Source organism: Bacillus sp. LL01, assembly GCF_001037965.1.
The window spans coordinates 1096447-1114878 of sequence record NZ_LFEL01000001.1 but is presented as its reverse complement, the minus strand read 5'-3'; the positions used below and the strand labels follow the sequence as shown (position 1 = coordinate 1114878).

The 18432-nt window shown below is 43.1% G+C and carries 22 protein-coding genes and 1 other annotated feature; of the genes, 18 read left to right on the top strand and 4 right to left on the bottom strand.

The window, feature by feature from the left end; translation table 11 throughout:
* Positions 1–280 precede the first annotated feature (280 nt).
* The 8 genes from AB685_RS05670 (at position 281) to AB685_RS05630 (ending at position 7065) form a co-directional block, all read left to right on the top strand.
* The gene (locus AB685_RS05670) at positions 281–838 is read left to right on the top strand and encodes a Maf family protein (RefSeq protein ID WP_047969501.1); all 558 of its coding nucleotides are present in this window, start codon (positions 281–283) and stop codon (positions 836–838) included.
* A gap of 76 nt (positions 839–914) precedes the next feature.
* On the top strand, positions 915–1586 hold the full coding sequence (gene radC / locus AB685_RS05665) for a DNA repair protein RadC (protein WP_047969778.1): 672 nt from the start codon (positions 915–917) through the stop codon (positions 1584–1586).
* A 194-nt stretch (positions 1587–1780) separates the two neighbouring features.
* Complete coding sequence (locus AB685_RS05660) at positions 1781–2797, top strand: rod shape-determining protein (protein ID WP_047969500.1); 1017 nt, start codon at positions 1781–1783, stop codon at positions 2795–2797.
* 14 nt (positions 2798–2811) lie between these two features.
* The gene (mreC, locus tag AB685_RS05655) at positions 2812–3696 is read left to right on the top strand and encodes a rod shape-determining protein MreC (protein ID WP_047969499.1); all 885 of its coding nucleotides are present in this window, start codon (positions 2812–2814) and stop codon (positions 3694–3696) included.
* Positions 3693–4214: a rod shape-determining protein MreD gene (gene mreD / locus AB685_RS05650; protein WP_047969498.1), complete on the top strand. Its 522-nt coding sequence runs from the start codon at positions 3693–3695 to the stop codon at positions 4212–4214. Before mreC ends, mreD begins: the two co-directional genes overlap by 4 nt.
* 287 nt (positions 4215–4501) lie before the next feature.
* Positions 4502–5221: a septum site-determining protein MinC gene (gene minC / locus AB685_RS05640; RefSeq protein ID WP_047969496.1), complete on the top strand. Its 720-nt coding sequence runs from the start codon at positions 4502–4504 to the stop codon at positions 5219–5221.
* Positions 5222–5224: 3 nt separating this feature from the next.
* Positions 5225–6025: a septum site-determining protein MinD gene (gene minD / locus AB685_RS05635; protein WP_047969495.1), complete on the top strand. Its 801-nt coding sequence runs from the start codon at positions 5225–5227 to the stop codon at positions 6023–6025.
* A 65-nt stretch (positions 6026–6090) separates the two neighbouring features.
* Positions 6091–7065, top strand: a complete 975-nt coding sequence (locus tag AB685_RS05630; protein WP_047969494.1) for a glycerophosphodiester phosphodiesterase family protein — start codon at positions 6091–6093, stop codon at positions 7063–7065.
* Positions 7066–7100: 35 nt separating this feature from the next.
* Here the strand turns inward: AB685_RS05630 and AB685_RS05625 are convergent, their stop codons facing one another.
* The 3 genes from AB685_RS05625 to AB685_RS05615 all read right to left on the bottom strand — a co-directional run bounded on the left by AB685_RS05625 (position 7101) and on the right by AB685_RS05615 (position 9379).
* Positions 7101–8465, bottom strand: a complete 1365-nt coding sequence (locus AB685_RS05625) for a prepilin-type N-terminal cleavage/methylation domain-containing protein (protein WP_047969493.1) — start codon at positions 8463–8465, stop codon at positions 7101–7103.
* 13 nt (positions 8466–8478) lie between these two features.
* Entirely contained in the window at positions 8479–8913 is a 435-nt protein-coding gene (locus AB685_RS05620; protein ID WP_198530455.1) for a hypothetical protein, read from the bottom strand.
* A 91-nt stretch (positions 8914–9004) separates the two neighbouring features.
* The gene (locus tag AB685_RS05615; protein WP_047969491.1) at positions 9005–9379 is read right to left on the bottom strand and encodes a type II secretion system protein; all 375 of its coding nucleotides are present in this window, start codon (positions 9377–9379) and stop codon (positions 9005–9007) included.
* Between the two features lie 194 nt (positions 9380–9573).
* Here AB685_RS05615 and AB685_RS05610 point away from each other — a divergent pair, with 194 nt between their 5' ends.
* The 10 genes from AB685_RS05610 (at position 9574) to pheA (ending at position 17573) form a co-directional block, all read left to right on the top strand.
* Positions 9574–10356, top strand: coding sequence for a M23 family metallopeptidase (locus AB685_RS05610; RefSeq protein ID WP_047969490.1), 783 nt, complete (start codon positions 9574–9576; stop codon positions 10354–10356).
* Entirely contained in the window at positions 10349–11218 is an 870-nt protein-coding gene (locus AB685_RS05605; protein ID WP_241773243.1) for a M50 family metallopeptidase, read from the top strand. Before AB685_RS05610 ends, AB685_RS05605 begins: the two co-directional genes overlap by 8 nt.
* A gap of 82 nt (positions 11219–11300) precedes the next feature.
* On the top strand, positions 11301–12749 hold the full coding sequence (locus AB685_RS05600; protein WP_053073733.1) for an Rne/Rng family ribonuclease: 1449 nt from the start codon (positions 11301–11303) through the stop codon (positions 12747–12749).
* Positions 12750–12807: 58 nt separating this feature from the next.
* Positions 12808–12896: a sequence feature (ribosomal protein L21 leader region), on the top strand.
* 15 nt (positions 12897–12911) lie between these two features.
* Positions 12912–13220 carry a 50S ribosomal protein L21 gene (rplU, locus tag AB685_RS05595; RefSeq protein WP_047969489.1) on the top strand — a complete coding sequence of 103 codons (309 nt, stop codon included), beginning with the start codon at positions 12912–12914 and terminating at the stop codon, positions 13218–13220.
* A gap of 15 nt (positions 13221–13235) precedes the next feature.
* Entirely contained in the window at positions 13236–13562 is a 327-nt protein-coding gene (locus tag AB685_RS05590; protein ID WP_047969488.1) for a ribosomal-processing cysteine protease Prp, read from the top strand.
* Positions 13563–13574: 12 nt separating this feature from the next.
* Positions 13575–13865 (top strand): 50S ribosomal protein L27, encoded by a 291-nt coding sequence (gene rpmA / locus AB685_RS05585; RefSeq protein WP_047969487.1) that lies wholly within the window; start codon positions 13575–13577, stop codon positions 13863–13865.
* A gap of 224 nt (positions 13866–14089) precedes the next feature.
* Positions 14090–14620: a Spo0B C-terminal domain-containing protein gene (locus tag AB685_RS05580; protein WP_047969486.1), complete on the top strand. Its 531-nt coding sequence runs from the start codon at positions 14090–14092 to the stop codon at positions 14618–14620.
* 70 nt (positions 14621–14690) lie between these two features.
* On the top strand, positions 14691–15974 hold the full coding sequence (gene obgE, locus AB685_RS05575) for a GTPase ObgE (protein WP_047969485.1): 1284 nt from the start codon (positions 14691–14693) through the stop codon (positions 15972–15974).
* A gap of 218 nt (positions 15975–16192) precedes the next feature.
* On the top strand, positions 16193–16636 hold the full coding sequence (locus tag AB685_RS05570) for an ACT domain-containing protein (protein WP_047969484.1): 444 nt from the start codon (positions 16193–16195) through the stop codon (positions 16634–16636).
* 64 nt (positions 16637–16700) lie between these two features.
* On the top strand, positions 16701–17573 hold the full coding sequence (pheA, locus tag AB685_RS05565; RefSeq protein WP_047969483.1) for a prephenate dehydratase: 873 nt from the start codon (positions 16701–16703) through the stop codon (positions 17571–17573).
* A gap of 319 nt (positions 17574–17892) precedes the next feature.
* On the opposite strand, the gene AB685_RS05560 is transcribed toward pheA, so the two are convergent.
* Positions 17893–18429: a transcription repressor NadR gene (locus tag AB685_RS05560; RefSeq protein WP_047969482.1), complete on the bottom strand. Its 537-nt coding sequence runs from the start codon at positions 18427–18429 to the stop codon at positions 17893–17895.
* Between the last annotated feature and the right edge of the window lie 3 nt (positions 18430–18432).

Below are 18432 nucleotides of genomic sequence, written 5' to 3'. Positions count from 1 at the left end.
AAACAATTCGTTTTCAGTTTTTCAGTGCCCCGCAGGCTTGCCGAGGAGGCTCCAGGACCGCCAGCGGAAAGCAAGTGACTGTAGCGAAAGCGAAAAGCAACGTCAAACTTATTACCAATATTCAATAGATAAAGGTCCTAAAACAAGATTTTAGGACCTTTTTTCTGTTCGAAAAACAATTTTCCCAGTTCGTGGGAAGATGTTTGGTCAGCCCACTTCCTATGTGATAGGATTAAAATGTATCTCTCATTTTAAGACTACTAGCGGAAGGTGATAAAACATGAAACCTCTTATCTTAGCCTCAGGATCCCCCAGAAGAAAGGAACTTCTCCAACAAGTCCATCTCCCCTTTACAGTGAAGGTGAGCAACATCGAAGAAACCTTCGACCCAGCCCTGGTACCGGAGGAAATAGCAACTACCCTTGCCTACCAGAAAGCCCAGAATGTTTTTCAGGAAAATCAGGATGCAATTGTCATAGGTTCCGATACCATCGTTGTCCTGGGTGACCAAGTGCTTGGAAAACCAAAAGACGAAGATGAGGCAAGGGCTACTCTTCGGACTCTAAGCGGGAACACACACCATGTAATAAGTGGCGTTGCCATTCTAAGTGAAGAAAAACAGGTGACTTTTTTTGAAAAAACTTCAGTCACATTCTGGGAACTGACCGACGAGGATATCGAGTTCTATATTAAGTCAGGAGAACCGATGGACAAAGCTGGTTCCTATGGTATCCAAGAAGTCGGAGCGTTGTTTGTAAAAGAGATTAAAGGAGACTATTTTTCTATTGTGGGGCTTCCGCTTTCAAGAACGATTCGTGAATTGAAAAGTTTTCAATAGAATGGTCGTTGCATGACCCTCCATCCGTAAAAAGAGGAGGAAGAAAAAATTGGAATCCACCAAAACCACCACATTGATGATCAAAGACTACCCAGAAGATCAACGGCCAAGAGAACGAATGATACAGGACGGACCGAAAAGCCTGTCCAACCATGAATTGCTCGCCATTCTGCTTCGCACAGGATCCAAGGAGGAATCGGTCCTCCAGCAGGCAAATAAGCTCCTGATAAATTTTGAAGGGCTGCGCCTGCTAAAGGATGCTTCCATCGAAGAGATTACGGATACGAAAGGGATTGGAAAGGTAAAAGCGGTCCAAATAATGGCAGCTGTGGAACTCGGTAGAAGAATTCACCGCCTGCAATATGAAGATCGCTATGTAATCCGTTCTCCCGAAGATGCTGCGAATTTCGTGATGGAAGACATGCGCTTTTTATCTCAAGAGCATTTTGTCTGCCTCTACTTGAATACGAAAAATCAGGTTCTCCATCAACAGACCATCTTCATCGGGAGCCTGAATGCTAGCATCGTACACCCACGCGAGGTCTTCAAGGAAGCTTTCAGGCGTTCTGCCGCATCGTTCATTTGCATCCATAATCACCCATCCGGAGACCCTGCGCCGAGCCGTGAGGATATCGATGTGACCAAACGGTTAAGTGAATGTGGAAAGCTAATAGGCATAGAGCTTTTGGACCATTTGATCATCGGTGATCAGAAATTCATCAGTTTAAAAGAAAAAGGCTATGTGTAAGTACTAGGCATTTTTCTTATCCTACGCTATAATATTACTCATGAGTTTGGAAGGCCAACCTTCCTAATCCATCAAATTTCTACAAAAAAATATTATCCACTTGTTGATGAAAATATATGGGCATGCTTCGTCCGTTTTATCACTTTTCATTTACCACTATTACGCATTAGTATCAGAAAGGGAGATACACTTATATGTTTGGAACGAGAGATCTTGGTATTGACTTGGGAACAGCCAATACATTAGTTTTTATTAAAGGAAAAGGAATTGTGGTGCGTGAGCCATCCGTTGTGGCATTGCAGACAGATAACAGGCAGATTGTCGCTGTAGGTAACGATGCCAAAAACATGATCGGTCGTACTCCGGGGAATGTTGTCGCACTGCGTCCGATGAAAGATGGGGTCATTGCGGACTATGAAACAACCGCAATTATGATGAAATATTATATTAAACAAGCATTGAAAAACAAAAGCTACTTCTCACGCAAGCCATATGTGATGGTATGTGTTCCATCGGGAATCACTGCGGTCGAAGAGAGAGCGGTAATTGATGCAACACGTCAAGCCGGTGCACGCGATGCTTATCCGATTGAAGAGCCATTTGCGGCAGCTATCGGTGCCAATCTTCCTGTATGGGAACCGACTGGGAGCATGGTTGTGGATATTGGAGGCGGTACGACGGAAGTTGCCATCATTTCACTTGGAGGGATTGTTACAAGCCAATCCATCCGTGTTGCAGGGGACGAAATGGACGATGCAATCATTGCCTATATTCGCAAGAACTACAACCTGATGATTGGGGAACGTACAGCTGAGGCGTTGAAGCTTGAGGTCGGTTCTGCAGGAGATCCGGAAGGCATTGAGCCAATGGATATCCGTGGCCGTGACCTACTGACAGGACTCCCGAAAACGGTGGAAATCACTGCCAAAGAAGTGGGAGAAGCTCTGAAGGATACGGTAACAGCCATTGTAGATTCTGTTAAGGCGACATTGGAGCGCACACCGCCGGAACTGGCTTCTGATATTATGGACAGAGGCATTGTGCTGACAGGTGGCGGAGCTTTATTGCGTAACCTTGATAAAGTAATCAGTGATGAAACAAAAATGCCAGTAATTATCGCCGAAAATCCTTTGGATTGTGTAGCAATCGGAACAGGTAAAGCATTGGATTATATTGATGAGTTTAAAAAGAAATCAAGAGATTATCGCTAAGTAGGTGTTAAGTCATGCCACAATTTTTCCTCAATAAAAGGTTGATTATTTTGTTGGTGAGCTTGATTTTTCTAGTGGCATTGATTGGTTTCTCTTTAAAAGAACGGGACGATTTGACATGGCCTGAACAGTTTGTAAAGGACTCGACAGGTTTTGTCCAATCTATCTTTTATAGGCCCGCACATTTTGTCGCGGGCTTCTTTGATAATGTAGGATATCTAAAAGATACGTATGAAGAGAATAAATTGTTGCGTGCTAGACTAGAAGAATATGCTCTTTTAGAAACAAAAGTCCAGAAGCTGGAACAAGAAAATGAAGAATTTCGTGAAGTGATCGGGGAGCTCGATTCGCTTCGTGACTATGAACCAAAGCCAGCCACTGTCATTGGCAGAAATCCTGATCAATGGGTTGAGCAGATTACAGTAAATAAGGGTAAGCAAAACGGCGTGGAAAAGGACATGGCAGTTATCACGTCAGGTGGACTGATCGGAAAGGTCAAGCATGCCAATGCATTCACCTCCACCGTGCAGCTTCTAAGCTCATTGGATCCTAAGAACCGTATCTCTGCATACATACAAGGGGAAGAGGATATATTCGGGCTGATCGAAGGATATGACGAAGAGAAGGGTGCCCTGCTGTTAAAGCGTATCCCTCACCAAGCGGAAGTGAAAGAAGGGGAAACCGTATTGTCCTCCGGGCTAGGTGGTGTATTCCCTGAAGGCTTGATGATCGGGGAAGTCACAGAGGTTGTAGCCGATGAATATGGCTTGACGCAGATGGCCTATGTCAAACCTGCAGCCAACTTCTATAATATCAGTCAGGTGATGATTGTAAAACGAACAATTATATCTGAAGAAGAGGAAACGACAGAAGCTTCCGAAGAGGGGGGCTCTGAGTGAGAAAATATGTCTTACCAGTCCTGCTTCTTTTCTTGTTTATACTGGAAAGTATGAGCATCGATTTCTTTGGACTTCACGGAATACGGGAAGACTGGATTATCGTGCCAAGGTATATGCTGATCGTCATCGTCCTATGTGCCATCTACACGAGCCCATTTGTAGGACTGATCTGCGCCATGCTATTCGGCTTTCTATATGATGTAGTCTATACAGAAATTCTTGGTGTCTATCTGTTTGCATTCGGAGTGTCGGTTTATATCATCTCCGGAATCCTAAGATTTGTGAACACGAATTACCTAATATCCTTTTTAATGGTGCTGCTGTCCATTACCATCATGGAGCACCTCGTATTTGGAATCCATTCCCTAATCGGAACAACTCAGATGACACATTCCGACTTTTTATCCATGCGAGTAGTGCCGACACTAGCCTTTAATGCCATCATTGCATTACTGCTGTTATTTCCAATCAAGCTGTTCATGGAACGCCTAGCAATCGAACAGAAGGATGAACTTTAAAAACAACCGGAAGACTATTCTGTCTCTAGCTGTTGGTTGGAGCGGAAGGTATGAGACTCCTGCGGGAGGTAGCGGTAGACTTGAGACCCCGCAGGCTTGCCGAGGAGGCTCAAGCACCGCCCCGCGGAAAGCGAATACCTGCAGCGTAAACCAACAGCGGAGCTGTAAGAGATATTTAACTATTCAAAAGCCCCATCCCCAACCAAGGGACGGGCTTTTCCATTACATAAAAAATCTAGCAATCTTTTTATATTTTATGGATATAGGAAAAAGGAAATACAAGGACGATGTCGAATTATATACTTGTTGAGGTGAACGCCGTGAATAGACAAAAACAACAGTATGTAACCATTAAGGGCACAAAAGAGGGCCTAACCCTGCATCTCGATGATACATGCTCGTTTCCAGAGCTTTTAGCTGAAATAGAAGCAAAATTAACGTCGAATAGCAATCCTGACGAAACGCCACTCTTGGGAGTCCGTCTAAGAGTCGGGAATCGTTATTTAACCAATAAGCAGCAGGAAAAATTACGAAATGTAATACGAAGCAAGAAAAACTTTATTGTGGAGGACATTGAGAGCAATGTGGTCACAAAAGAACAGGCAAACCAGTGGAAAAAGGAATCTGAGATCGTTCCGGTTGCACGGATGATTCGTTCCGGACAGGTGCTTGAGGTGGAGGGAGATCTCCTACTGATAGGGGATGTCAACCCTGGTGGCACGGTAAAAGCTGGTGGCAATGTGTTTGTTATGGGTGCATTGCGAGGAAGCGCCTACGCCGGGCTCCAAGGGAAAAAGGATGCCATCATTGCAGCAAGTCTGATGAAGCCTTCTTTGCTTTCAATAGATAACACGATAAACCGCGCTCCAGATTTAAGTGAGCAACTAGAAGGAAGCAGTGAAATGGAATGCGCCTATATAGATGACCAAGATCAAATTGTCATAGACCGCTTACAATTGCTTTCACATCTAAGACCGATGTTAACACGGCTTGAAAGGAGAATGTAACAAGTGGGAGAAGCTATCGTAATTACTTCCGGTAAAGGTGGAGTCGGCAAAACGACAACTTCTGCAAATATAGGGACGGCTCTTGCTTTACAAGGAAAAAGAGTATGTTTAGTAGATACAGATATCGGGCTTAGAAACCTCGATGTTGTCATGGGACTCGAAAACCGTATCATTTATGACTTAGTCGACGTTGTTGAAGGACGTTGCAAAACGCATCAGGCCTTGATCAATGATAAACGCTTTGAATGCTTAAAGCTCCTGCCGGCTGCCCAAACGAGTGACAAGTCGGCTGTGAATCCTGCACAGATGAAGAAGCTCATCATGGAGCTGAAGCAAGACTATGATTATATCATCATAGATTGCCCTGCAGGAATCGAGCAAGGCTTCCAAAATGCCATCGCCGGTGCAGACAGAGCCATCGTCGTCACAACACCTGAAGTATCCTCCGTACGTGACGCAGACCGTATTATCGGACTGCTTGAAAAAGAGGAAAACATCCAACCACCAAGACTGGTTGTCAACCGTATTAGAAACCATATGGTGAAAAACGGGGAAATGCTCGATGTGGATGAAATCGTATCCATCCTGGCAATCGATATTATCGGTATTGTTGCGGATGATGACAGTGTCATCCGTGCCTCCAATAGCGGGGAACCAATCGTCATGGATCCAACGAGCAAAGCGTCCATCGCATACCGAAACATCGCGCGACGCATCCTTGGTGAATCCGTTCCATTGCAATCCCTTGAAGATGAAAACAAGGGCGTTATGTTTAAAATTAAAAAATTCTTTGGTGTACGCTAAAGAATTAATTCAGCCGTCTCTTAAATAGGGACGGCTTTGTTTTGGATGAAAAGGAGATAAACCATATGAAAAAAGTTAAAATGGTCCTAAGGTATGCCGGAGGGGTTTTGATAATTTTACTAGGATTCATGTTTCTCAACAACACATCGCTTTTCATGTCGAAGGAGAGTGGAAAGGCGTCATTCCTCGCCCATCGAGGAGTACATCAAACCTTCTCAATGGAAATGATCACGGGCGAATCCTGTACTGCAGAACAAATCTACGAGCCAGAGCATTCTTACATAGAAAACACCATTGCATCCATGGAAGAGGCCTTCCGACTAGGAGCGTCTGTGGTGGAGCTAGACGTGCATCCCACCACAGACGGAGAATTCGCAGTATTTCATGACTGGACATTGGAATGTCGAACGGACGGTGAAGGAGTAACACGTGAACACTCCATGGAAGAGCTCCGACAATTGGATGTCGGGTATGGCTATACGACGGATGGAGGAAAGACCTACCCATTCCATGGTAAAGGAGTCGGGTTAATTCCGACGCTTGCCGAAGTACTGGAACAATTTCCGGACCAAGAACAGGAGCTGCTAATTCATATTAAAAGTGATGATCCGGAAGAAGGGGAGCTACTAGCGAATTACTTGGAAAGCTACCCAATTAAAAACATTGATCAATTGGCAGTATATGGGGGAGATCTACCAATCTCTGTACTGAAAGATAGAATGCCTGAATTGAAGGTAATGTCCAAAGTGACGATGAAGAGCTGCCTCATTCCGTACCTGGCTATTGGTTGGACAGGCTTTGTTCCAGAAGCCTGCGAAGGGACCCAGCTCCATATCCCAGAAAAGATTGGCCCGTTTCTATGGGGATGGTCCGGTAAATTTCAGGAACGTATGGAAAAGGTGGACACAAAGGTCATCATAGTTGCTGGAAATGGGGGATTCTCGGAAGGTTTTGATTCGATTGCGGACCTGAAGAGGATTCCGGATAATTTCTCGGGATATATTTGGACGAACCGGATAGATGTAGTATTTAATGAATAAAGTAAAAGCTGCTCAGGTTTAGTGAGCAGCTTTTACTATTCAAACGGAAGTGCATTTTCATTTGGGAAAAAGTTCTCAATATTGTTGAATGTAATTGATGGGTTTGTTTGTGTATAGAAACCGTCTCTAGCAATAACAATTCCTTCGAATGATGCACCACCAAATGTTACTTTTCCGTAAGGGGCTATAAGAATTCCTTTTAAACCTTTTGCGCCTAATCCTGTAATAGTAATGTCTCCTTTACTTACCACAACAACATTATTGAGGTTGTTGTGGTTGTAGGCAGTGGAATAGTAATTATTAGTAAAGATTTTTGTGTTTTCTTGTAGGACTCCACCAGAAACATAGCTGTTGTTTTGATACCAACTATCTTCTTTTAACACAGGCATGACATTATCAAATAGATCTTCATTAGAAGGTACTTCACCTGCATTGTATGTTTTTATATTTCCTACAACATTCCCGCTATGCCGCTCAGTAATCTTTCCTGCAATATAAACCTCATCTGCTTGTATAAGCGCGGACCAGTTTCCGAAATTAACATCCCCACTTATAAATACTTTTTTTGCAGTGATTTTTCCACTACTTCCAAAGTGCACGCTACCATTAATAACAACGGTATCTGCATTGATTTCCGATCCACCGTTATTTAAGTTCACATTTCCATTAATATGAATAATCTCAGTTGTTCCCATTCTCCCAAGTTTGGTACTACTATCGAACGTAACGGCATTCCCTTTTTTATCAATTATAATTCTATGTACCACTACTTGGTTGTTTCCGGTAAATCTTAAATCCTTTTTATTGTAATTGTTAATTAGAATAGTACCAAGCTTTTCTTTTGGTACACCGTTTACAGGTGTTGAGCCGTATATACCGAAATCAGAGCCGAATATAAAAATATTTTCATATAAAAAAGAATCGTATATTGTAGGTGGAGGTTCTTCGAAACTTGGTGCGTCTTTGTATATATTATTGATTGCACTGTGAACCTGGCTGGGTTCTAGCGTCGTACTTACATTAAAAGTTTTGTTGAATGTATCAACTAGTGTAAAATCAACATCTATTTGTTCAGACGTATTAACTTCCATACAATCATTTTCTTCTATAATGGTTTGATTAATAGAGAAATCCATGAATCCCAACTCGTTGTTGGATACTAAGTTTCCAGGGCATAAGGAATAGGTAGGCGAAGGTTTCTGATGATCTTGTCTTATGGTTGAGATAATGATATTGGATTCTTGTCTTAAATTAATATGTGAACTTGTTGTTTTTTCATGATTTATTGTTGTAATAAGAACACTGAAAGTTAAAGTTCCTAAGAATGCAAGAATAGCAAGTGAGACAAGTACTTCTAATAGAGTGACTCCGGATTGATTTAAAATTATTTTTCTTTTCATGAGTAATAATCTCCTATAAAGAATTTTCTTCTAGGTCAAAATTTATTACGGGAATAGACATTTCTTTTGAAAAATCTTTCACTGATCCTCTATTTAGGGAAGTAGTAATTTGATAGCTAATGGTTCCGGTTGCTTGCATGACACGAATATTAGTAAGCTCAATTTTATATCCATCTGTTTCCAAAAAAATGGAGTTGTGTTCTTTCTCTATTTTGCTTTTTACATTTAGCAGGACATAATCGTTTAGATTGTCATTTTTCTCCGCAGGGGACTTTGTTTCCCAACCTTCTCTATCTTCAGGAGTCCAATCTTCAGGAAACTCCCAATCTTCCAGTATATCAATTACGATTCTTTCAAAATATACGGTTCCCATTTCTGCTAGCTTTTCATGCTGAAGATTTTCTTCTGTTTTTTTGTATTGGACATTACTTGTAAGTATAGAATTCATTAAAGGTGGGATAAACAGCCCGATCAGTACAATAGTTATTAAGACGTATAGAAGTGCATAACCTCTTTGGGAGTAATTGGGTAGCATCAAATTAATTTCCCTCCCTATAACTATAGATCTCCGTAGTTAAAGACGCAGGTGAAAAAGAGGGATCGGTATACACTTTAACAACCAGTGGCATCAACTCCATAGATTGATGAGCGGAGAGATCAGTAATTTCAACGTAATAGTTTTTCCCGTTTATAGTGTGCTCTGAGCCATACGAATTGGTCGTTTTGTATTCAGATAACATTTTTTCAGCCAAATTTATAGAAGTGATTTTATTATCAGCATGAGAGGAGTACTTTACCATTTGAGAGAAAAATCCTAGCATACCAGTAAGAATGATGCCTAAAATAACAATGGAAGCCAGAATTTCTATCAGAGTCAGTCCTTTTTGATTATGTATGTTTTGTTTTGTTTTCACTAAATTCCCCTTCTTTTCAAACGGAGTTTTTTATACCCCTACTTTATTACTACATCCTATTATACTAAAACTTGTAAAAGTTAATATATCTTTTCCTAAAAATAATAGATTTTAAAAGCAATTGGTTAACCCGTCATATCCTCCCCGGACAAGTCATAAACTGGTACAAACCTATTTGCGGGAAGGGTGTTTGTATGAATGATCGGATAGCGGAGATAAAAAGGAGAGCCGCAAAAAGAAGACGGCAGCGTCAGAATCAGCTGCCAAAACGTAGCAACTTGGGGTCAACACAACACATTATGCGCGATGAAGAGCGGTATGGAGGTTCAAGCTATACCTCCTATGAAGGCGGACCGGATGGGAATGGGGGACATCCGCTATTCAACAAGGAGCTGTTCCTGTTCAAGATTTTGGCCTCTGCCATTCTTGTGTTGGTGGTGGCGATCATGTTTCAAAATCCTTCCAGTTCGTTTGAAAAGCCGCGTCAATTTGTCTCAAAAACGATGGAGCAGAGCTTTCAGTTCGCAGCTTTCTCCAACTGGTATGAGGAGCAGTTCGGAAAGTCATTGGCACTTTTGCCATTACCGAACAATAGCGGACAGCCAAATGTGAATTCCGAGGACTATGTCATCCCAGCTTCCGGAAGAGTGTTCGAAAGCTTTGAAGTAAACGGGCAGGGAATAATGGTGGAAACGCAGGCTCATTCCAGTGTTGAAGCTATGAATGGAGGGTTTGTGTCGTTCGTTGGGAACAAGGAGGATACAGGAAAGACGGTGATCATTCAGCACTCGGATAACAGCTACACGTGGTATGGGCAGCTTGGGGAAGTAGAAGTGAAGCTCTTTGATTTTATTGAGACGGGCGATGTGCTTGGAAAAACGACGGCGCTCGAAGATGGTTCGAAAGGGATGTTCTATTTTGCCATCCAGAAGGACAATGAATTTATCGACCCTATGCAGGTGATTTCATTTGAATAATAAATGGCTGGTTCTATTTCAAAAAATACATGTACATCCACTTATGTGGTTTTTGGTTGGACTGGCCATCCTGACAGCAAACTTCCGAGAGCTCCTGATTCTATTTTTCATTGTGCTGGTCCATGAACTTGGCCATGGCATTGCGGCTACACACTATAATTGGCGAATCAAACAGGTACTGCTATTGCCGTTTGGTGGGGTGGCCGAGATGGAGGAGCATGGGAACCGTCCCTTAAAAGAAGAACTCGTTGTAACACTTGCGGGGCCGTTACAGCACGTATGGCTTGGAGCAGGGGGATTCCTTCTTTTTAAGCTTGGTTATTTGTCAGTCGGGATGTGGGAATTATTTTTTACTTTCAATGTGATGATTTTCCTTGTGAACCTTTTGCCGATCTGGCCACTAGATGGTGGGAAGATTATGGGGATCTTATTTAGCAGGTTTTCCGCTTTTGCAGGGGCTCATGAGCGAACTTTGAAGGTTTCCTTTGTCTTTTTGGCGCTTTTTACTGCGACTTATTTATTCATTGATCCATTACACATAAATGTCTGGATTATTACCGTGTTTTTATTTTTCTCTCTCTATACGGAATGGAAGCAGAGGCATTTCTTGTTTATGCGATTCCTGATGGAGCGGTATTATGGAAAAAATAATTCTTTCTCGACCATTACTCCGATTATCGTTGATGAGAAAGAGAAAATCCATCAGGTTCTTCAAAAGTTCAAGCGCGATTGCAAGCATAATATTATTGTCATGAAGGGGACCACTAAACAGCCCCCACTTGATGAAAATGAGCTATTGCATGCTTATTTCAAGGAGAAGTTGACGACAATTGATATAGGAGATATCCTTTATTCATACTAGGTTCTTTTCGTACACGGTGTATCAACAATGTTTGAGAAAAGAGCCTTACTAAAACTTCACTTCGAAAGCTGAGGCTAATTCATTGTTAGAATTAATTATGGATATGAAAGCGACCGAGAAACGGGTTGCGATAAAAGAGGATGATAAAATCGTCGAGCTGCTGATTGACAGGCCGACATCTCATCCAATAGAAGGAAATATATATGTGGGTCGCGTTGTGAATGTTCTGCCAGGCATGCAAGCCGCTTTTGTTGATTTTGGGCAAAAGAAACCAGGATATCTTCACCGCGACCATTTGTGTTCTTATCAAACCTCCAAGCTTTCTAAAGCGGAAAAGGAGCAAAAAGGAATATCTCATTTTGTCCACCAGGGAGAAGCAATTCTTGTGCAGGTGGTGAAGGAAGGGGAAGGAACAAAAGGGGCAAAGTTGACTGGACTTCTAGAGTTTCCTGGTACACATATCGTGTATCAGCCTTACGGAAAATACAAAGCAATTTCTAAAAAGATGTCGGAACCCAAAAGGCAGGAATGGCGTAAGCTTCTCCAAGAATGGATGACTTCAGAAGAGGGAGTTATTTTACGAACGGCTAGTGAGCACGTTCCGGCTGAGGTGGTGGAGGAGGAATTGCTTGAACTGCAGAGACAGTTTCTAGAGGTACAGGAGAAACTCGCCACGGGCAAGGTACCTTCTCTAGTTCATGAAGAAGATCATTTTTTATCCAAAATACTCCGGGAGATCTCTCCTGACGAGGTGAAGCTCGTTGAGGTGGATGAGGTCAACACCTCCCAACTTATGAAAAGAAAAGGCTATCCTGTCCGTTTTTATCAAGGGAAGGAAGGCATCTTCAAAAGAAGGGGCATGGAGCAGGAGCTTGAGAAAGCATTGAAGCGGATAGTGTGGCTGCCAAGCGGAGGCTACATCATCATTGAACACACCGAAGCGATGACGGTGATTGATGTGAATACCGGAAAATACATAGGAAAGACGGGCCAGCAGGAAACGGTGCTGAAAACCAATCTAGAGGCGGCAGTCGAGATTGCAAGGCAGCTACGTCTAAGGCAGATCGGCGGAATCATTATTGTTGATTTCATCGATATGGCAAATGACGTGGAGCGCGAGCAGGTATTGCGCACGGTGCAAGAGTCGGTTCGAAAAGACCGTTCTCATTTGAGGGTGATTGGTTTTACCGAATTGAATCTACTGCAGCTGACACGTAAAAAGGTGCGAGAGCCGTTAACAAAAATGCTGTTGCAGCCATGCCAACCTTGTGACGGGAAAGGTGTGGTGTTCTCATTAGATACAGTCACCTATCAGCTGGAGCGGGAACTTCTGGAGTACAAGGGAAGCGATGTCGAGGCAGTGGTAGTGGAAGCAAGTAAGGAAGTTGTCGACAAACTGATGAGTTTTTCTGGTATAATGGAAAGAACGGGTCTCGAGGTTTATTTTGTAAAAAAAGACGGGGTGCCCCGTTTTGAGGTGAGATTTGCCGGGTCTGTCGAGGACGCGACAGAAAGGTTAAAAACGCTCTGAAACCTTATTGACATAAGGGTTTGGAATATGCTAAGATGTTCTTTGTTAGTTTGTAGCACCCGTGCTACAACCGCACAGTCCAGGTTCCATTAAATATGGGCGTGAATTCGTTACATATACCTGACACTGGCGAGTCTGAGTCTATTGAGGAGGTGCAAGAGAATGTACGCAATTATTGAAACAGGTGGTAAGCAAATCAAGGTTGAAGCAGGTCAATCGATCTACATCGAAAAACTTGATGGTGCTGCTGGAGATGTAGTAACTTTCGACAAAGTTCTTTTCGTTGGTGGCGACGATGTTAAAGTCGGTAGCCCACTAGTAGCGGGAGCAACTGTAACGGCTAAAGTTGAACAACAAGGTCGTGCGAAGAAGATTACTGTATTCAAGTACAAAGCGAAGAAAAACTACCGTAAAAAACAAGGTCATCGTCAACCTTTCACAAAAGTTACTGTTGATGCTATCAACCTGTAATCTTAAGGTGATTAGATGATTAAAGTTACAATTAAGCGAGACGATCAAAAGCTGATCCAATCGTTTACCATAACTGGACATGCTAACTTTGCCAAAAAGGGTGCGGACATTGTGTGTGCCGGAGTTTCTGCCGTATCATTCGGTGCTTTAAACGCGGTCATGTCATTATGTCAGGTCACTCCTGATATTGAGCAGGGTGCAGATGGATTTTTAAGGTGTTCGGTACCATCCAGCCTGGATGAATCGACACATGAGAAGGTACAGCTGTTGCTAGAAGGTATGGTTGTGTCTTTAGAGACGATTGAACGTGACTATGGAAATTATATAACCATTTCTAAGTAGGAGGTGGAATACATGTTAAGATTAGATCTTCAGTTCTTTGCTTCCAAAAAGGGAGTAGGTAGTACTAAAAACGGTCGTGACTCTATCTCTAAGCGTCTTGGCGCTAAGCGTGCAGACGGTCAACAAGTAACTGGTGGTTCAATTTTATACCGTCAACGCGGTACTAAAATTTACCCAGGAGCAAACGTTGGACGTGGTGGAGACGATACATTGTTCGCGAAGGTTGACGGAATCGTTCGTTTCGAGCGTCTAGGCCGTGACCGCAAACAAGTTAGCGTATATCCTGTTGCTCAAGAAGCATAATTCCAAAGGAACTCTAGCCTAAGTTTTAGGTTAGGGTTTTTTTATTGGGAACAGACAAATGTACTGAACTATTGTAAAAGAAAAACTCTATACTATTCGACGTTCTCAAGCAAAATCCTTTAGGGGTCTGACCCCCTTTTTCGCCCTTTTTCCTCTTTTTTGTGCTATAATCGACATAGTTAAAAAGGATTTGGAACTAAAGTTTGGACTAGGAGTACGGTATTATGAGAAAAAGAGGGACGTTGGATGTGTTGCGCCATTCGAGGCATGATTGGCTTAATAGTATTCAGTTGATTAAGGCGAATATGTCGCTTGGGCGTATTGACCGGGTGAATAACTTGATAGATGAGATTGTGCTGGAAGCCAATCATGAATCCAACTTGACAAATTTGCACGCCCCGACATTTGCGGAATTCTTAATCACCTTCCACTGGGAACCGAGACTGTTTTCAATGGAATACGAAGTCATTGGGCAACCTGTGAACTTGTCAAAAGTGGATGAGATATTGTACAAATGGATTTCTTCTTTGTTTACCGACCTGGAAAATGCGGTAAACAAAAAAGCAGATAACCATTTGTTTTTAAGTTTGAATGTAGAAGAGGCGGAAGTTCGTTTCTTTTTTGATATAAATGGAATACTAGAAGATACAGACTTTTTAACGGAGTGGCTGCAAACACAGCCGGATGGATTCTCAGTGGTGGGACAAGAAATAACGCCCGATGAGAGTACCCTCCAGGTGTCTTACAAGCTATAAAAAATGAGCGCAAAAGGCGAGGAATCAAATAATGTCATAACGCCTTTTGACATATCGGAGTGAATAATCAATGTTTGTCGATCAGGTCAAGATTTATGTAAAAGGTGGCGACGGTGGGAACGGAATGGTTGCTTTCCGTCGTGAAAAATATGTTCCGGATGGTGGACCAGCCGGTGGTGATGGTGGAAAAGGTGCGAACGTCATTCTTCAAGTAGAAGAAGGACTGCGTACACTGATGGATTTCCGTTACAAACGTCACTTTAAAGCAAACCGTGGCGAGCACGGAATGTCCAAAAACCAACACGGAAGAAATTCAGAAGCTATGATTGTAAAGGTTCCACCAGGAACAGTGGTCATGGACGATGATACAAAAGAAACATTGGCAGACCTAACAGAGCATGGTCAGCAATATGTAGTGGCAAAAGGTGGTCGTGGAGGCCGCGGTAACACGCGCTTTGCAACACCTAGAAACCCGGCTCCGGAAGTTGCCGAAAATGGTGAACCAGGTCAGGAGCGCTATGTTGTACTTGAGCTGAAAGTGCTTGCTGATGTAGGACTTGTTGGATTCCCAAGCGTAGGAAAATCCACACTTCTTTCTGTTGTATCTGCTGCTAAACCTAAGATTGCCGAATACCATTTTACAACCATTGTACCTAACCTTGGTGTAGTAGAAACGGAAGACGGCCGAAGCTTTGTCATGGCCGATCTACCGGGATTGATTCAAGGCGCGCATGAAGGTGTAGGACTAGGGCATCAATTCCTTCGTCATATCGAGCGTACAAGAGTTATCATCCATGTGGTAGATATGGGCGGATTGGAAGGCCGTGATCCTTACGAGGATTACAAAACGATCAATGAAGAGCTGAAGGAATACAATCTGCGTCTGACAGAGCGTGCCCAAATTGTAGTAGCGAATAAAATGGACATGCCGGATGCAGAAGAAAATCTTGAAACATTCAAGCAGCAACTTGGCGAAGATGTTAAGGTTTTCCCTATTTCCGCCCTTACTCGCAGCGGTCTTCGCGACCTATTGTATGCAGTGGCGGATGAGCTCGAGCATGCACCAGAATATCCGCTTTATGAAGAAGAAGCGATTGAGCAACGTGTTGTGTACAAGCATGAAAAAGAAGAAGCGGATTTCAGAATCACAAGAGATCCGGATGGTGCATATGTACTTTCTGGTGAAAACCTTGAAAAGCTGTTTGTTATGACCAACTTCAATCATGAAGAGTCCATCAAACGCTTTGCCCGTCAGCTTCGAGGAATGGGTGTCGATGAAGCATTGCGTGCACGTGGCGCCAAAGACGGCGACATCGTACGTCTTCAAAAATACGAATTCGAATTTGTAGAATAGATTGGCCGGAGGGGATAATTCATTTTATCCTCTCTTCTTTACATATAGCTCTTTTAACACCGCTGTTAAATTCCGCACTGGGCTTCGCTTTCCACGGGGCGCTTGCGGAGCCTCCTCGGCAATCCTGCGGGGTCTCCGCTAAGCACTACCTCCCGTAGGAGTCTTCGCCCTATGCTCCATTCAACAGATAGAATACTTATAAAAAGGAGAGATATCCGATGTTAGAGGAGAAGTTCTTTTTAGTGCGAGAAGATGTACTGCCCGAAGCGATGAAGAAGTCGCTTGAAGTGAAAGAAATGCTTGCTCGAGGGAAAGTTGATTCCATTGCCGAAGCAGTCCAGAAAGTCGATCTCAGCCGCAGTGCTTTTTACAAATACCGCGACACCGTCTTTCCGTTCCATACCATGGTAAAAGAAAAAATCATGACCTTGTTTTTTCACCTCGAAGATCAGACAGGTGCGTTGTCGCAGCTTCTTGCAACCGTTGCTTCTGTTGGATGTAACGTCTTGACTATTCACCAGACCATCCCGCTCCAAGGTAAGGCAAACGTTACACTTTCCCTTGATATGTCCGGATTAAAAGGTGATATCAACGCTTTACTTTCGATGCTGAAGCGATTAGAATTTGTAGATAAAGTAGAGATCTTAGGGACAGGCGCTTAATACCGGATTCCTTCTGGAAGGTGCTACCCTGAGTAAGCATAGTTTAGATAGGGGAGTAGAGAGAATGACACCATTACAGCAAAGAATTGGGTTTTTAGGACCGAAAGCAACTTTTACTGATATGGCAGTAACGAAGTTTTTCCCGAAATCAACTAAAAAAGCCTTTTCCACCATACCGGAATGCATGGATGCGGTGCTCGAGGGGAAGGTTGAATTTGCGGTGGTTCCATTAGAAAATGCCATCGAAGGATCGGTTAATGTAACACTAGATTATCTGATTCATGATTGCCCTCTTCCAATAGTGGGGGAACTGACGATTCCGATTAGTCAGCACCTTTTAGTACACCCTGAAAATATTCATAATGGCGAAGAGTTGGAAGTGATTTACTCGCATTCCCATGCCATTGCACAATGTCATAAATTTTTACATAAGAATTACCCAAATGCGGTCTATGAAACGACATCGTCCACAGCTGCCGCGGCTAAACTGATTTCTGATCACAGGGTTTCCAAAAAGGCTGCATGTATTGCCAACTCACTTGCCGCAAAGGAATACAACCTGAAAATCCTTCAAGAAAACATTCATGATTATGAAAACAACCATACGAAGTTCATCATTCTCCATCGGGATGAAACGGTGAACCTTTATAATGGGGAATACAAAAGTGCAGGGGAGAAGACCACCATGACGGTGACGCTTCCGACCGACCAATCCGGTGCACTACATCAGGTGTTGTCCGTGTTTGCTTGGAGAAAATTGAACCTGTCCAAGATTGAATCAAGACCGATGAAAACGGGTTTAGGTAATTATTTTTTCATCATTGATGTGAATGAAGAAATGGACCACCCCCTGATCCCGCCAGCCATTGAGGAGCTGGAGGCGCTGGGCTGTTCGGTGAAGGTGTTGGGGAGATATAATAGTTATTTATTAAAATAGGACAATAGAAAGGCCTGTCTAGGATGCAGATGTGTGCATGTTTAGGCAGGCCTTTGTTTTGGATAAGTAGGGTTTCAGCTTTGGTGTTTTTTGTCGAACGGCACGTATTTATTGCCGTTTGGATCCTATTATCGTTTTACGGAAAATAAATAGTCGATTTCGGCACGAATATCAATGTAACCGAAAATAAAAATGGGAGTTTGGAAAAAAACTAGCTTTAGCTCCTAAGTTTGGACAGTATTTAGCTCCGCGATCGATAGTATATGAATGGCATCACGTGAAAAAAGCTAAAAAAAGGAGCTTTGAGTCCCTCCCACTTTCATTCCACAATCATCCCAGCTTCCTTCAAAGCAGCGCACGCCGCATCGAGCTTTTCCTCGGAATCCGCCTCTATGGTATGCAGGTGTGTTCCGTCTGTTAGCTGTGAAAGATAGGAGGCGTTGGTCTGCTTAATCTTACGGATGAAAGCATCAACTTCGGCGCGGCTGCTAACCATGACAGAAGCGTTCAAATCACCGTAGACCGGATGCTCAATCCGCACGTCCTTCACCGTCACACCGTGATCGACCAGGATATACAGTTCTTCTTTTGTGTGGTGTGGTTCATGAAAGGAGACGATGATGCGCTCCTTTTTAACCTGTTCTCCAAAAGGCTTCATATACACGTAGCCCTGGCTTGTTGCCAAAATTGGTTCGTTTTTTGCTTTCAAAAGGGAGATGTCCTGGACAATAACCTGTCTGCTTACATTGGTCCGTCCAGCCAATTCTCCGCCGGTCAGTGGCTTATCTTCCGTCTGCAGCCAGTGCAACAGCAGGTTTCTTCGTTCTTCCCCTAGTACTTTTTTTTCTTGGGTCATCAA

Coding starts and splice junctions, on each gene's coding strand:
- AB685_RS05670 (WP_047969501.1), top strand. CDS start 281: ATGAAACCTCTTATCTTAGCCTCAGGATCCCCCAGAAGAAAGGAACTT.
- radC (WP_047969778.1), top strand. CDS start 915: ATGATCAAAGACTACCCAGAAGATCAACGGCCAAGAGAACGAATGATA.
- AB685_RS05660 (WP_047969500.1), top strand. CDS start 1,781: ATGTTTGGAACGAGAGATCTTGGTATTGACTTGGGAACAGCCAATACA.
- mreC (WP_047969499.1), top strand. CDS start 2,812: ATGCCACAATTTTTCCTCAATAAAAGGTTGATTATTTTGTTGGTGAGC.
- minC (WP_047969496.1), top strand. CDS start 4,502: ATGTCGAATTATATACTTGTTGAGGTGAACGCCGTGAATAGACAAAAA.
- AB685_RS05630 (WP_047969494.1), top strand. CDS start 6,091: ATGAAAAAAGTTAAAATGGTCCTAAGGTATGCCGGAGGGGTTTTGATA.
- AB685_RS05625 (WP_047969493.1), bottom strand. CDS start 8,465: ATGAAAAGAAAAATAATTTTAAATCAATCCGGAGTCACTCTATTAGAA.
- AB685_RS05620 (WP_198530455.1), bottom strand. CDS start 8,913: ATGAATTCTATACTTACAAGTAATGTCCAATACAAAAAAACAGAAGAA.
- AB685_RS05610 (WP_047969490.1), top strand. CDS start 9,574: ATGAATGATCGGATAGCGGAGATAAAAAGGAGAGCCGCAAAAAGAAGA.
- rplU (WP_047969489.1), top strand. CDS start 12,912: ATGTACGCAATTATTGAAACAGGTGGTAAGCAAATCAAGGTTGAAGCA.
- AB685_RS05590 (WP_047969488.1), top strand. CDS start 13,236: ATGATTAAAGTTACAATTAAGCGAGACGATCAAAAGCTGATCCAATCG.
- rpmA (WP_047969487.1), top strand. CDS start 13,575: ATGTTAAGATTAGATCTTCAGTTCTTTGCTTCCAAAAAGGGAGTAGGT.
- AB685_RS05580 (WP_047969486.1), top strand. CDS start 14,090: ATGAGAAAAAGAGGGACGTTGGATGTGTTGCGCCATTCGAGGCATGAT.
- obgE (WP_047969485.1), top strand. CDS start 14,691: ATGTTTGTCGATCAGGTCAAGATTTATGTAAAAGGTGGCGACGGTGGG.
- AB685_RS05570 (WP_047969484.1), top strand. CDS start 16,193: ATGTTAGAGGAGAAGTTCTTTTTAGTGCGAGAAGATGTACTGCCCGAA.
- pheA (WP_047969483.1), top strand. CDS start 16,701: ATGACACCATTACAGCAAAGAATTGGGTTTTTAGGACCGAAAGCAACT.
- AB685_RS05560 (WP_047969482.1), bottom strand. CDS start 18,429: ATGACCCAAGAAAAAAAAGTACTAGGGGAAGAACGAAGAAACCTGCTG.